The organism is Rhodovulum marinum (assembly GCF_004343075.1).
GTDB lineage: Bacteria > Pseudomonadota > Alphaproteobacteria > Rhodobacterales > Rhodobacteraceae > Rhodovulum > Rhodovulum marinum.
Genome location: NZ_SLXP01000003.1, coordinates 311,754 through 325,847 on the forward strand (window position 1 = coordinate 311,754; position 14,094 = coordinate 325,847).

At 68.2% G+C, this 14,094-nt stretch carries 12 protein-coding genes; 3 read left to right on the forward strand and 9 right to left on the reverse strand.

Features of this window, described 5'->3' with window-relative positions; all coding sequences use genetic code 11:
- Window positions 1–15: 15 nt before the first annotated feature.
- Window positions 16–1,857 carry an ABCB family ABC transporter ATP-binding protein/permease gene (locus tag EV662_RS07460; RefSeq protein WP_132461524.1) on the reverse strand — a complete coding sequence of 614 codons (1,842 nt, stop codon included), beginning with the start codon at window positions 1,855–1,857 and terminating at the stop codon, window positions 16–18.
- A 63-nt stretch (window positions 1,858–1,920) separates the two neighbouring features.
- A complete protein-coding gene (locus tag EV662_RS07465; RefSeq protein ID WP_132461525.1) occupies window positions 1,921–3,213 on the reverse strand; it encodes a LysM peptidoglycan-binding domain-containing protein in 1,293 nt (430 codons plus the stop codon).
- 96 nt (window positions 3,214–3,309) lie between these two features.
- Between EV662_RS07465 and EV662_RS07470 the strand changes: the two genes are divergently transcribed.
- Complete coding sequence (locus EV662_RS07470; RefSeq protein WP_132461526.1) at window positions 3,310–3,867, forward strand: LOG family protein; 558 nt, start codon at window positions 3,310–3,312, stop codon at window positions 3,865–3,867.
- Here the strand turns inward: EV662_RS07470 and rarD are convergent.
- Window positions 3,804–4,748, reverse strand: coding sequence for an EamA family transporter RarD (rarD, locus tag EV662_RS07475; RefSeq protein WP_132461527.1), 945 nt, complete (start codon window positions 4,746–4,748; stop codon window positions 3,804–3,806). The two genes, EV662_RS07470 and rarD, sit on opposite strands and share 64 nt — an antisense overlap.
- A 1-nt stretch (window position 4,749) precedes the next feature.
- Window positions 4,750–5,889 (reverse strand): pyridoxal phosphate-dependent aminotransferase, encoded by a 1,140-nt coding sequence (locus EV662_RS07480; RefSeq protein ID WP_132461528.1) that lies wholly within the window; start codon window positions 5,887–5,889, stop codon window positions 4,750–4,752.
- Window positions 5,890–5,949: 60 nt separating this feature from the next.
- Here EV662_RS07480 and EV662_RS07485 point away from each other — a divergent pair, with 60 nt between their 5' ends.
- Window positions 5,950–7,290, forward strand: coding sequence for a M48 family metalloprotease (locus EV662_RS07485; protein ID WP_132461529.1), 1,341 nt, complete (start codon window positions 5,950–5,952; stop codon window positions 7,288–7,290).
- Window positions 7,291–7,414: 124 nt separating this feature from the next.
- Window positions 7,415–8,161, forward strand: coding sequence for a DsbA family protein (locus tag EV662_RS07490; RefSeq protein ID WP_132461530.1), 747 nt, complete (start codon window positions 7,415–7,417; stop codon window positions 8,159–8,161).
- Window positions 8,162–8,177: 16 nt separating this feature from the next.
- Here EV662_RS07490 and EV662_RS07495 read toward each other — a convergent pair whose 3' ends face one another.
- The 5 genes from EV662_RS07495 to EV662_RS07515 form a co-directional block, all read right to left on the reverse strand.
- On the reverse strand, window positions 8,178–9,206 hold the full coding sequence (locus EV662_RS07495) for a threonine aldolase family protein (protein ID WP_132461531.1): 1,029 nt from the start codon (window positions 9,204–9,206) through the stop codon (window positions 8,178–8,180).
- 54 nt (window positions 9,207–9,260) lie between these two features.
- On the reverse strand, window positions 9,261–10,397 hold the full coding sequence (gene ispG, locus EV662_RS07500; RefSeq protein ID WP_132461532.1) for a flavodoxin-dependent (E)-4-hydroxy-3-methylbut-2-enyl-diphosphate synthase: 1,137 nt from the start codon (window positions 10,395–10,397) through the stop codon (window positions 9,261–9,263).
- Window positions 10,398–10,485: 88 nt separating this feature from the next.
- Window positions 10,486–11,688: a helix-turn-helix domain-containing protein gene (locus EV662_RS07505; RefSeq protein ID WP_425056997.1), complete on the reverse strand. Its 1,203-nt coding sequence runs from the start codon at window positions 11,686–11,688 to the stop codon at window positions 10,486–10,488.
- A gap of 114 nt (window positions 11,689–11,802) precedes the next feature.
- Complete coding sequence (hemA, locus tag EV662_RS07510; protein ID WP_132461534.1) at window positions 11,803–13,026, reverse strand: 5-aminolevulinate synthase; 1,224 nt, start codon at window positions 13,024–13,026, stop codon at window positions 11,803–11,805.
- A 451-nt stretch (window positions 13,027–13,477) separates the two neighbouring features.
- Entirely contained in the window at window positions 13,478–14,068 is a 591-nt protein-coding gene (locus EV662_RS07515) for a 5-aminolevulic acid synthase (protein ID WP_132461535.1), read from the reverse strand.
- Between the last annotated feature and the right edge of the window lie 26 nt (window positions 14,069–14,094).

A 14,094-nucleotide genomic window follows, 5' to 3' on the forward strand; every position in this document is an offset into this window, starting at 1 on the left:
CCGCGCGGCCGCGTCTCAGGCCGCGGCGATATCCTCGTCCTCGCCGGCCTGCTGGCGCTGCCACATCGCGGCATAGCGCCCGGCGCGCGCGACCAGCGCCTCGTGGGTGCCGCGCTCGACCACGCGACCCTCTTCCAGCACCACGATCTCGTCGGCATCGACGATGGTCGACAACCGGTGCGCGATGGCGATCACCGTGCGCCCCTCGCCCATCGCCTTGAGTTGCGCCTGGATGCCCGCCTCGGTCTCGGAATCCAGCGCCGAGGTCGCCTCGTCCAACAGCAGGATCGGCGGGTTCTTCAACAGCGTCCGCGCGATCCCCACGCGCTGTTTCTCGCCGCCCGAAAGCTTCAGCCCCCGCTCGCCCACCAGCGTCTCGTAACCCAGCGGCAGCCCCGCGATGAAATCATGGATCTTGGCCGCCCGCGCGGCGGCCTCGATTTCGTCCCGCGTGGCCTCAGGTCGGCCATAGGCGATGTTGTAATAGATGGTGTCGTTGAACAGCACCGTGTCCTGCGGCACCACGCCGATCTGCGCGTGCAGCGATTCCTGCGTGACATCGCGCAGGTCCTGCCCGTCGATCAGGACGGCGCCGTCGCCGACATCGTAAAACCGGAACAACAGCCGCCCGATGGTCGACTTGCCCGCCCCCGAAGGCCCGACAATGGCGACCTTGCGGCCTGCGGGGATCTGGATGCTCACGCCCTTCAGAATCGGCCGCTCGGGATCATAACCGAAACGCACATCGCGGAATTCCACCGTGCCGCCGGTGACCTTCAGGTCGGGCGCGCCGGGCCTGTCCTCCACCTCGGCGGGCTGTTCCAGCAGGTCGAACATGTCCGCCATGTCGATCAGGCTCTGGCGGATTTCCCGGTAGACCGTCCCGAGAAAGTTCAGCGGCATGGTGATCTGGATCATGTAGGCGTTGACCATGACGAAATCGCCCACGGTCAGCGTGCCCGCCTGCACCCCCATCGCCGCCATCACCATCACCGCGATCAGCCCCCCGGTAATCAGGAAGGCCTGTCCGAAATTCAGGAAGGCCAGCGAATAGGACGTCTTGATCGCGGCCTCTTCATAACCCGCCATCGCCTGGTCATAGCGCTCGGCCTCGCGCCGCTCGGCGCCGAAATACTTGACCGTTTCAAAGTTCAGCAGGCTGTCGATGGCCTTCTGGTTGGCATCGGTGTCCTGCTCGTTCATCTTGCGGCGGATCTGAACCCGCCAGTCGGTCACGACGAAGGTGAACTTCATGTAGGCCGCGATCACCACGGCCACCACGGCCAGGTACCAGATATCGAAGGCCAGCGCGAAGATCACCCCCACCATCAGCAGTTCCAGCACCAGCGGTCCGATGCTGAACAACAGGAACCGCAGCAGGAACTCCACCCCCTTCACGCCGCGCTCGATGATCCGGCTCAGGCCGCCGGTCTTGCGGGTGATGTGATAGCGCAGCGACAGGTTGTGGATATGTGTAAAGGTCTCCAGCGCCAGCCGCCGCAGGGCCCGCTGCGCCACGCGGGTGAAGATCGCATCGCGCAACTGCTGAAAGCCGGTGCTCATCAGCCGCGCCATGCCATAGGCAACCGTCAGGCCGACGGCACTGACCGCCATCAGCATGGCGTCCGAGGCGCCTTCGCCGGTCAGGCTGTCGACCGCCGCCTTGTACAGAAACGGCGTCAGGACCGACACGATCTTGGCCAGAACAAGGGCCAGCAAAGCCAGAACGACGCGGCGTTTCACCCAGGCCTGCCCCTCGGGCCAGAGATACGGCGCCACCTTGCGAATGGTGCGCATGCCCCTCTCGCGGTCGAGCTGCGACAGATCGGCTGTGGTGGGGCGGCGTCCGCGGCGCATGGATCGGGTCCGTTTCAGGGAGTCCCTCAACCCTAATGCGCGAGAAAGGGAAATACCAGTGACCTAGTCACCCGCCGGCAGGTCGAAAACCTGGCCCGGGTAGATCAGGTCGGGGTCGCGGATCTGGTCACGGTTGGCGCGAAAGATCTTCACGTACTGGAACCCGCTGCCATAGGTCCGGTCGGCGATCCCCCAAAGCGTGAAACCGGGCTGCACGGTGATCACCCGGGCCGCGGCGCCGTCCGGGTCCGGGCCGGGGGCGGGCGCCGCGGCCAGTATGGTTTCGGCCGGTTCGCGCTGGAACGGCGTCTCGAACCGGGCGGCGACGGTGCCATCGGGGTTCAGCAGGTCCGCCCGCAGGGTATAGACACCGGGATCGACCCCATCGAGACGCCGCCGCCAGCGGCCCGCCTCGTCGATGCGGCCCTCCGCGATGGCGGCATTGTCGAGATAGAGCCGCAGCGCCCCCCCGGCCGCGCCTCGCCCGGCCAGGATCACCGCGCCGCCCGCATCGTACGAGATCGCCTCGATCAACACCCCTGCCGCGCCGGGCGGCAGATCGCCCTCGGGCGGCTGCAGAACCCGCACGCCGCCCGCGTCCGACAAAAGCACCGCGGGCGCGCGCGGCGCGGGAATGGCCGGCGCGGCCTCGCCCCCGGGCGTGGCCGTTGCGACCGCCCTTTCGGCCACCACGGCAGGATCGGGCCCCGGCGCCGCGGGGTCCGTCGCGTCCGGTGCGGAGGCCACGGTTCCGGCGCGCCCCTCGCGGTCCGGCCCGGGCGCGGCCAGTGACACCGTTTCGGCCGGCGGCGCGGCCACCTCGGCCCGGGCCGGCTCTGGCGCGGCCGCCGGTGCAAGGATCACCGTGCCCGCCGCGGCGATCTTGCGCCCATCGGCCAGGTCCATGCGCAGCGACAGGCGCCGCGGCTGCATGTCGGGCGGCAGGTCGGCGAACAGCGCAAAGGCCCCGTCCGGGCCCGCCTCGGCGCGCGCCACCTCGCGGCCCTCGACCATCAGGACAACCGAACTCCCCGCCACGGCCCGCCCCGCGACAACGGCGCCGCCCTCGGGGTCGACCCGGACGAGATCGAAATCGGGCGGGGCCGGGTCATCCTGCGCGGCGCGCTGGGTGCGTTTGGCATCCGCGGCCAGCGGCGCCTCGCGCGGCGGAACCGTTTTCGGTGCACCGGCGGCCCGGTCGGCTTGTTCCGGCGCGGCGGGTGCCGGCGCCGGGGCCGGCTTGCCGCCGTCCCGGTCCTGGGTCAGGAACCAGTTCAGCACCAGCAGCACCAAGAGCACCTCGCCCCCGATCAGGACCCAGGTCCAAAGGCCCCATTTACGCTTGCCGTCCGCCATCGCCCCCCCTCACCGCGGCGCCCCGCGCGCATGCTTGCGGGACCATAGCAACCCCGCTATCACGGGTCCAGAAATCCCCAAAGCCAAGGCCCGCCCATGACCGCCCGCCCCCCTTCGATCTGCGTCTTCTGCGGCTCGCGCGACGGGCGCGACCCGGCCCATGCCGCCGAGGCCGAAGCGTTCGGGCGCATCCTGGCCGAACAGGGCTGGCGGCTGGTCTATGGCGCGGGCGATGTCGGGCTGATGGGCCGGGTGGCCCGCGCCGCCCAGACCGCGGGCGGCGAAACCTTCGGGGTGATCCCGGTGCACCTCTTCGACCGCGAGGTCGGCAAACGCGACCTGACCACCTTCGTCGTCACCGAGAACATGCACGAGCGCAAGAAGGTCATGTTCATGAACTCCGACGCGATCGTGGTGCTGCCGGGCGGGGCGGGGTCGCTGGACGAATTCTTCGAGGTTCTGACCTGGCGCCAGCTGGGCCTGCACCAGAAACCGATCTTCCTGTTGTCCTCGGGCGGGTTCTGGGCGCCGCTGACCGCGCTGATCGACCATTTCATCGCCGAAGGCTTCGCCGAGCCCAGCCTGCGAGACTATGTGCGCGTCGTGCCCGACGTCGCCACCCTGACCGACGCCCTGCGCGCGGCCCTTTCCTGACGCAGGCTTTCCGCCGAATACAGCGCCAGCGCCGCCCAGATCAGGCCGAAGGCGATGCCGTGCCACTGCGTGAATGCCTCGCGGAAAACCAGCGTTGCAACAAGGAATTGCAGCGTGGGATTGATGTATCCCACCAACCCGACCGTGGCATAGCTGACCCTCTTGGAGGCGTATGAGAACAGGATCAGCGGCGTCGCCGTCAGCGGCCCCGACAGCATCAGCAGCACACTGTCCGACAGGTCGTGCCCAAAGGTGCCCAGCGTCCGCCCGGTCAGCCCCGCCCAGCCCTGCACATGCACGCCCCACAGCCAGACCAGCGCAAGCGGCGCCAGCAACAGAACCTCGGCCGTCACCGACACCACGGGCCCCGCGGGCACACCGCGCTTGAGCAGCCCGTAAACCCCGAAGGTCGCGGCCAGCGCCAGCGCCACCCAGGGCGCAACGCCCAGCCCCCAGGTCAGCACCGCCACCGCGACACAGGCCAGCCCCACCGCCACCCATTTCGTCACCGAATGACGTTCGCCCAGCACCGCGAACCCCAGCGCCACCGCGACCAGCGGGAAGATGTAATAGCCCAGCGACGCCTCGACCGCGTGGCCGATCTGGATCGACAGGATGAACAGGAACCAGTTGACCGAGATCATCAATGCCGCCAGCACCACCACCGCCAGCGCGCGCGGCACCGTGAACAGCCGCCCCAGCTCGCCCAGCCGCCCCTGCGCGGCCAGCACCACCCCGAAGAACACCAGCGACCACAAGGTGCGGTGGCCCAAGACCTCTTCGGGGGGCACATGGGCCAACAGCTTGTAATACATCGAGGACAGGCCCCAGACGACACAGGCCGCGACCATCGCCAGGATGCCCTTGCGCCCCTCCTCCACCTCAGCGCGCCGCCATGAAGCGCGCAAGGCGGGCAAGCCCCTCCTCGATATCCTCGGTTGAACGGGCATAGGAAAACCGCAGCGTGCCCGCCCCGCGCACGGGATCGAAATCCAGCCCCGGCGTGACGGCGACCCCCGCCTGTTCAAGGATCTCGGCGGCAAAGGCCCGGCTGTCATCGGTCAGGTGGGACACGTCGGCATAGACATAGAACGCCCCATCGGGCGGCGCGATGCGGTCGAACCCGGCCCTGGGCAGCCCCTCCATCATCAACGCGCGGTTGCGGCGGTAAACCTCCATGTTGGCCTGCAACTCGTCCTCGCAATCCAGCGCCGCCAGCGCGACCACCTGGGACGCGTGCGGCGCGCAGATGAACAGGTTCTGCACCAGCCGCTCGATCCGGCGGATATGCGCCTCGGGCACGACCATCCAGCCCACGCGCCAGCCCGTCATCGAGAAATACTTGGAGAACGAATTGATCACATAGGTCTTGTCGGTGATCTCCAGCGCGGTCACGGCTTTCCGCTCGTACTCGATGCCGTGATAGATCTCGTCCGAGATGAAGGCCGCCCCGCGCTCCTCACAGGCCCCGATCAGCGCACCCAGCGCGTGGCGGTCCAGCATCGTGCCCGACGGGTTCGCGGGCGAGGCCACCAGCAACCCATCCAGATCGTCCGGCAAATCGCCCGGAACCGGCTGCAGCCGGTGCTGGGCCTCGGTCTGGATCATCACCGTTTCCAGCCCCAGCGCCTGCAGGATCGCCTTGTAGGACGGATAGCCCGGCGCCCCGATGCCCACCCGCGCCCCCACGTCGAAAAGCGAGGTGAAGGCCAGCGTGAATCCCCCCGACGACCCGGGCGTGATCACCACCCGCTCGGGGTCCAGGTCGACCCCGTACCACTCGCCATAAAGCCGCGCGATGCGCGCACGCAGCGCCGGCAGGCCCAGGCCCACCGTATAGCCCAGCGGCCCGTCTTCCATCGCGCGCGCCAGGGCGGCGCGCGCGGCGGCGGGGGCGGGTGTGCCCGGCTGGCCGACCTCCATGTGGATGATCCGCTTGCCCTCGGCCTCGGCCCGCGCGGCGGCGGCCATCACGTCCATCACAATGAAGGGATCGACATCGCCGCGGCTTGAAACCCTCATGCCCGCCTCCTTAGGGTGCTTGTCATGCAGGCTTTCTTCCAGCGCGGGGGGACAAGGTCAATGGCAGCCATCCGGCGGCCCCTTCGGCAAGCGCTGCTGCTGGCGTTGATCCTTCTGCTTGCGCCGCTGGCCGCGCGCGCGCAAAGCCTGATCCGCGATGCCGAGATCGAATACGCGCTGCGGCAACTGGCCCGGCCGCTGGCCACCGCCGCCGGGATCAGCCCCTCTTCGCTGCGCGTCATGGTCATCAACGACAGCGCGATGAACGCCTTCGTGCTGGATGGCCAGACGATCATGATCCATTCCGGCCTGCTGCTGCGGCTGGAAAGCGCGGCCGAGGCGCAGGCGGTGATCGCCCACGAGATCGCGCATATCGCAAACGGCCACATCACCCGGCGGCTGGCGAACCTGCGCGGCGCCAATTCGGCCGCGGCGATGGGCCTGCTGATGTCGCTGGCCGTCGCCGCCACCGGGAACGCCGAGGCCGGCGCCGGCATCGCCATGGGAAGCGCTTCGTCCGCGCAGCGGCTGTTCTTCGCCCATACCCGCGCCGAGGAATCCTCGGCCGACCAGGCCGGCGTGCGCTACATGGCCCGCGCCGGGGTCGACCCGCAGGCGATGGTCGACGTGCTCGACCTGTTTCGCGGGCAAGAGGCGCTCAGTTCCACCCGCCAGGACCCGTACGTGCGCACCCACCCGCTGACCGCCGATCGGTTGCGCGCGCTCCGGGGCTTTGCCGCGGCCTATGGCGGCCAGGCGGCCGGGGACGAAACCGCGGAATACTGGTATGCCCGCGCCCGGGGCAAGCTGGGCGCGTTCCTGCAAAGCCCGCGCTTCACCCTGCGCAAGGCGGCCGGCGATACCGGCACTGTGGGCATGATGCGCCGGGCCATCGCCCATCACCGCACCCCCGCCCCCGACAAGGCCCTGGCCGAGATGGCACGCCTGGAACAGGCCCGGCCGAACGACCCCTTCGTGCAGGAACTCAAGGGCCAGATCCTGCTGGAATCCCGCCGCGTCGGCGCCGCGGTCGATGCCTATGCCCGCGCCGTCGCGCTTGCCCCGGACGAACCCTTGATCCTGGCGGGTCACGGCCGCGCCCTGCTGGCGCTGGACAGCGCGCAGGCCAACCGGCAGGCGCTGGCGGTTCTGGAAAAGGCCCGCGCCCGCGACCCGCGCGACCCCCGGATGCTGCGCGACCTGGCACTGGCCCACGCCCGGGCCGGACATGACGGCATGGCCGCGCTGGCGACGGCCGAACGCTATGCGGTCGGCGGACGGATGGATACCGCCCTGGTCCATGCGAAACGTGCGTCGGGGCTGCTGCCGCGCGGATCGCCGGGCTGGCTGAGGGCACAGGACGTCCTGTCGCTGGCCGAAAGCGCGAAGCGGCGGAAATGATCCACCCCGCCCGGCATCATGGCGGCGCAGCGCCGCGATAAGTGACCGATTGCGGGGAAATTGCCATTGGCCCCGCGCGCGGGATGTGCTGCAACAGGGACAACCCACGAATGGAGACATACGCATGACCCGCTTGCCCGCTGCCACCCTGTTGGCCCTTGGCCTTGCCCTGCCGGCCCAGGCCCTCGACCTGACCGCCATGACCGAGGACGAGCGCACGGCCTTCCGCGCCGAGGTGCGCAGCTACCTGATGGACAATCCCGAGGTGCTGATGGAGGCGATCGGCGTGCTGGAACAGCGCCAGGCCGAGGCCCAGGCCCAGAACGACGAAACCCTCGTTCAGGTCAATGCAGACGAGCTGTTCCGGGACGGCCAGTCCTGGGTCGGCGGAAATCCCGACGGCGACATCACGCTGGTCGAATTCATCGACTATCGCTGCGGTTACTGTCGCAAGGCACATGACGATGTGGCCGCACTGGTGGCCAGCGACGGGAATATCCGCTTCGTCGTCAAGGAATTCCCGATCTTGGGCGACCAATCGGTGCTGTCCTCGCGCTTCGCCGTCGCAACGCTTCAACTTGCCGGCGCGGACGCCTACAAGAAGGTGCATGACGCGCTGATCACCTTCCGCGGCAATATCACCGAGGACAGCCTCAAGACGCTGGGCGACTCTCTGGGTCTGGATACCGGCGCCATCATGGGCCGGATGCAGGCCCCCGAGGTCGAGGCGGTGCTGGCCGCGAACCACAACCTTGCGCAGCGGATGCAGATTTCCGGCACGCCGACCTTCGTCATCGAAACCCAGATGCTGCGGGGCTACATGCCGCTGGACGGGATGCGCGAGGTCGTCGCGCAGGTCCGCGCCGACTGACGACGGCGCCGGCCGCTCAGGCCGGCACCGCCTCGGCCGCCAAGGCCGCGACTAGGGCATCGGCATCCGCCGGCCCCACGTCCAGATGCGTCACGATGCGCAAGCGGCGCCGGCCGACCACGGTCACCGTCACGTCCCGCGCGCGCAATCGCCGCGCCAGGTCGCGCGCCTCGGGCACCCGGTCCGCCAGATCGGCAATGACGATATTGGTCTCGACCGGCAAGACCCGGGCAATGCCGGGCAGATCGGCCAGCCGTGCCCCGATTGCGCGGGCCAGCGCGTGGTCCTCGGCCAGCCGCTCGACATGGTGATCCAGCGCATAAAGGCACATCGCCGTCAGAACCCCGGTCTGGCGCATCGCGCCGCCCCAGCGCCGTTTCAGCAACCACGCCTTGTCGACAAAATCGCGCGACCCCGCCAGCACCGCCCCCACCGGGCATCCCAGCCCCTTGGTGAATGCGATCCACGCGCTGTCGAACCCCTTGGCATAATCGGCCGCGGGCACACCGGTGGCCACCTGCGCGTTCAATATCCGCGCCCCGTCCAGATGCGTGGCCAGCCCCGCCCCCCGCGCGGCCTCGGCCACCGCGTTCAACTGTTCCACCGGCCAGACCGCGCCGCCCGCCAGGTTCGCCGTCTGCTCGGCCACCAAAAGCCGGCTTCGCGGCGCATGGGCCGACCGCGGGCGCACCGCGTCCAGCACCTGTTCGGGCGTCATCATCCCCCGCTCGCAATCCAGCGGGTGCATCATCACCCCCGACAGGGCCGCGGGCCCGCCGCTTTCGGCGAAAATGATATGGCTGTCGCGCGTGCAGATCACCTCGTCGCCGGGACGCGTATGCACCGCGATGGCGATCTCGTTGCACATCGTCCCCGAGGGCAGGAACAGCGCCGCCTCCATCCCCAGCATGTCCGCCACCCGCGCGCACAACTCCATCGTGGGCGGGTCCGCGTCGTGGCGCTCGTCGCCCAAGGGCACGTCAAGGGCCGCCTCGCGCATCGCGCGGGTCGGTCGGGTCTGCGTGTCGGAATAGAAATCGTGCATCCTGCGGGGGCTCCCTTTCTGGTCCCCCGCAGATAGTCCGATACGCGGCGCAGGCTACTCGGCGGCTTCGGCGTCGGACGCCGCCTGGGCGGCCTCGATCTCGGCGGCCTTCTTTTCCACCTGCGCAACGATATGATCGATCATCTCTTCGTTCGAAATGCGATGGTCCTGCTTGCCGGCCAGATAGACCATGCCGTTGCCGTTGCCGCCGCCAGTGAACCCGACATCGGTCATCAGCGCCTCGCCCGGCCCGTTCACCACGCAGCCGATGATCGACAGGCTCATCGGCGTCTTGATATGCTCAAGCCGTTTTTCCAGCGCCTCGACGGTCTTGATCACGTCAAAGCCCTGCCGCGCACAGGACGGGCAAGAGATGATGTTGACCCCCCGGTGCCGCAGGCCCAGCGCCTTGAGGATCTCGTAGCCGACCTTGACCTCTTCGACCGGGTCGGCCGACAGCGACACGCGGATCGTGTCGCCGATGCCCGACCACAGCAGGTTGCCAAGGCCCACCGCCGACTTGATCGTGCCCGACACGAAGCCGCCGGCTTCGGTGATGCCCAGGTGCAGCGGGGCATCGGTGGCCTCGGCAATGCCCTGGTAGGCGGCGGCGGCCAGGAACACGTCGGACGCCTTGACCGAGATCTTGAACTCGAAGAAATCATTGTCTTCAAGGATGCGGATATGCTCCAGCGCGCTTTCGACCATCGCCTCGGGGCACGGCTCGCCGTACTTGTCCAGCAGGTGCTTTTCCAGGCTTCCGGCATTCACCCCGATCCGCATGGAACAACCGTGGTCGCGGGCGGCCTTGATGACCTCGCGCACGCGCTTTTCATCGCCGATATTGCCCGGGTTGATCCGCAGGCAGGCCGCGCCCGCCTCGGCCGCCTCGATCCCGCGTTTGTAGTGGAAGTGGATGTCGGCGACGATCGGCACCGGGCTTTCGGCGACGATCTCCTTGAGCGCACGGGAGGAGTCCTCGTCCGGCACCGACACGCGCACGATATCGGCCCCGGCTTCAGCAGCCCGCAAGACCTGGTCGATCGTGCCCTTCACATCGGTCGTGACGGTGTTCGTCATGGTCTGCACCGAAATCGGCGCATCGCCCCCCACGGCGACGGGGCCGACATGGATCTGGCGGGATTTACGGCGGTCGATACTGCGCCAGGGGCGCACGGCGTTCAGCGACATCGGGTATTCCTGTCCGGCGAAGACTCTTTTCGCTTACTCGATAAAGGATTGCCCGAGTCGCCGCAACGCGCGCCCTGTCGCGCTCGCGTCATTGCGACGGAACGGCGACGTCGTTCTGGGCAAGCGCCACGGCAAGATCGGGATCGGCCGCCACATCGGCCAGCTGGAAGCGTTCAGTCAACCGGTCGGCCGACAGCTCGATGTTCTTGGCGACCTGTGCGCCGGGGGCGGCCGGGCCATAGGTCTGGCCATTCACCGCGAAATAGACCGCGCCCGAATTGCCCGCGCGCAGCCGCGCCGGCTCGTCGGTCTCGGGCAGGACATAGCTTTCGCCGGCATCCAGGATCTTTTCGAACAACACGGTCCCGTCCGCGGCCGACACACGCACCCAGGCCGGGCGGGCGGCGATGATCGCCACCTCGGGCAGACTGGCCTCGGCCACGACCTGTACCTGTGCAGGCGCCTCGGGTGCCCCGGGCTGACGCATTTCCGGTTCGACCTGGGCGACCAGGTGATTGTTCGGCCGGTCCGATACCAGAACGCCGATCTCGCCCGGGTCCAGCGTCGCGATCGGGCCGTCGCGGGCCACCATCACCGGCCGGTCCAGCGCCTGCGGGCGATACAACCGGTCCAGCGCCTCGGTCGAGGGCGGCGTGACCGGCGCCTCGGCCAGGACCGCCTCTTCGGTGGCCGCAAGCGGATCGACATCGGCGATCAGGCCGGGTTGCTGGTCCAGCGGCGCCAGGCGCACCTGCTGGATCTGTTGCAGCACCGTCCAGCCGCCATAGCCCAGCACCGCGATCAGGCCCAACAACACGGTCATCGACCCGATCGCGCCGGGTTCGATCCGCGACAGGAACGCCTCGCCCCGTGGCACGAAGATCGCGTTCGGGTCGGCCAGCGGATCGCGCCCGTCGGCGGCCTTGCGCCGCGACGGCGCGTTCGGCGCGGCGGCAGCCGCGTTCATCCCGTGGACGGTCGAGAACTTGCCTTCCTCGCAGAACCGGCGGTAGGCCCATTCGGGGTCAAGCCCCAGGTACCGCGCATAGGACCGCACATAGCCCGCGATGAACCCGGGCGTCTCGAAGGCGGTGGGATCGGCGTTTTCGATGGCGGCGATATAGGTGGCGCGGATCTTCAGCTCGCGCTGAACGTCCAGCAGCGACTTGCCCAAGGTGGCGCGTTCCCCGCGCATGACGTCGCCAAGGCGCAGTTCGTAGGCATCGAACCCTTTGGGTATGTCTTGAGTGCCCTCAGCCGCGACGCGCGGCTGCCTGCGCCTGATCATCAAAACCGCCCCGTGCCTGTCTTTGTTTCCCCAGATTGGACGGCGACCCAAGGGAATCGCCGCCCATCTGTGGACACATTATCACAAGCGCGGGAGTGCTGCACCCGCAGAACGTGATCAGGCGGTCATCTCGGCGCGATTCAGCGCACAGTGCGACCAGTACTCGTCCATCGCGCGGACCAGCAGATCCATCTGCTCCTGCGTGTGCACCGGCGAGGGCGTGAAGCGCAGCCGCTCGGTGCCGCGCGGCACCGTGGGGAAGTTGATCGGCTGAACGTAGATGCCGTACAGTTCCAAGAGCTTGTCCGAGATCAGCTTGGTGTGCACCGGGTCGCCCACGATCACCGGCACGATGTGGCTGCCATGGTCGATGACCGGCATGCCCAGCCCCTTGAACCGGGCCTTCAGCACGCGGGCGCGATCCTGGTGCTTCTCGCGCAGCTTGGTGTCGGTCTTGAGGAAGTTGACCGAGGCCGCGGCGCCCGCGGCCACCGCCGGCGGCAGCGAGGTCGAGAAGATGAAGCCCGGGGCATAGGACCGCACCGCGTCGCACATCTTGGCGGTGCCCGCGATATAGCCGCCGAACACGCCATAGGCCTTGGCCAGCGTGCCGTTGATGATGTCGATCCGGTGCATCAGCCCGTCACGCTCGCACACGCCTGCGCCGCGGGGGCCGTACATGCCGACCGCGTGCACCTCGTCGATATAGGTCAGCGCGCCGAACTCGTCGGCGAGGTCGCAGATTTCCTCGATCGGGCCGAAATCGCCATCCATCGAGTAGACCGATTCAAAGGCGATCACGACCGGCCGCCCCTTCTCGATTTTCTCAAGGATTTCGCGCAGATGCGCGACGTCGTTGTGGCGGAAGATGTGCTTTTCACAGCGCCCGCGGCGGATCCCCTGGATCATCGAGGCGTGGTTCAGCTCGTCCGAGACGATCGCCAGGTTCGGGAATAGCTGCGGCAGCGTCGACAGCGTCGCGTCGTTCGCGTTGTAGGCCGAGGTAAAGACCAGCGCGGCCTCTTTCTGGTGCAGATCGGCCAGTTCGGCTTCCAGCCGCTTGTGATAGACCGTGGTCCCCGAGATGTTGCGCGTGCCGCCCGACCCGGCGCCGGCGGCGCTCAGCGCGTCCTGCATGGCGTCCAGAACGACCGGGTGCTGGCCCATCCCAAGGTAATCGTTGCCGCACCAGACGACGATGTCCTGCTGCGCGCCGTCGGGCCGGCTCCACACGGCGTTGGGGAACTGCCCCTTGCGCCGTTCGATGTCGATGAAGGTGCGGTAACGACCTTCATCGTGCAGCCGGTTGATGGCGGCGTCCAGTGCTGCGGTATAATCCACCGGGTCTCTCCTTCGTTTTCGGGCCGATGGGCCCCTGGTTGCCCGGCCTCACACCCTGTCACGGGACATGTCCGGGTCTCCATCCTTGCGGGTGCCGCTTGGCGCCCCCCTTTTTGGCGTCCCGTGCCCCGGCCCTCAGACCCCACGAAGACGCCGCTCCTCTCATCCCTGCCCTTCACTCATATTCCAAAAACGCCAGATGTCTAAGCGCGATGCCGCGGATATGCACATTTTCCTGCGATTCATCGCCGCGGTTCGGACTTTCGGCGTTCCGATCGGAAACATCCTCCTTGCGAAGCAGCCACTGTCGCAGACACACCACGAATCGCCTTGGGAGGTGGTTCGCGCGCCCCCGCTTGTGGAAAAGCTAACGCCCTCCAGCATGGCCAGACTTTGACCTCTGTCAAGTTGGATTGACATAAAGCCTGTCAGGAAAACTGGACAGCACCCTTCAGCGGTCCGCGACGACCACCCGGCAATCGCCGCTGCCCGATTGACGGGCACAGTCGGCCACCGCGTCGCTTTCGGCCGCAACGCCATCGGCCACGGCCCAGATCCCGGTCGCGGGCGACACGGCCAACGCCTTCGGCGCCTTGGCCCGCCGGTATGTCTTGCCCAGCGCCTCGGTCGCATCCGCGCTCAGGGCGATCTGCCGGGGCTCCCACCCGGTCGGTCGGATCTCTGCCACGATCACGCAGGCCACGCCGCCCTTGCGGGCCGAATCGCAGGCCGCCAGGGCCGCCACGCCGGCCGCGTCGACATCGTGGTAATTCGCCGCCGCCACCGTCGCCTCGGACAACAGCCCCTCGGACGGTGCGACCGCGATGGCGCCGTAATATTTCTGCTGCCGGGCAACCAGTTCCAGCGCCTTCAGGTCCTTCGCGGAGAGGAAATCGTGACGGACCAGGGTGATCGCCACCTCTGCGGGATCGAACACAAGGCGCTGTGCCGTGCGCCCGTCCACGACATCGGCCCAAACGGTACCGGCCCCCACGCCCAGCCCCAGCGCCGCGCCCACGGCCATCGCCCAACTCGTCCGCATCCCGTTCTCCATCGGCTGACGTTGCA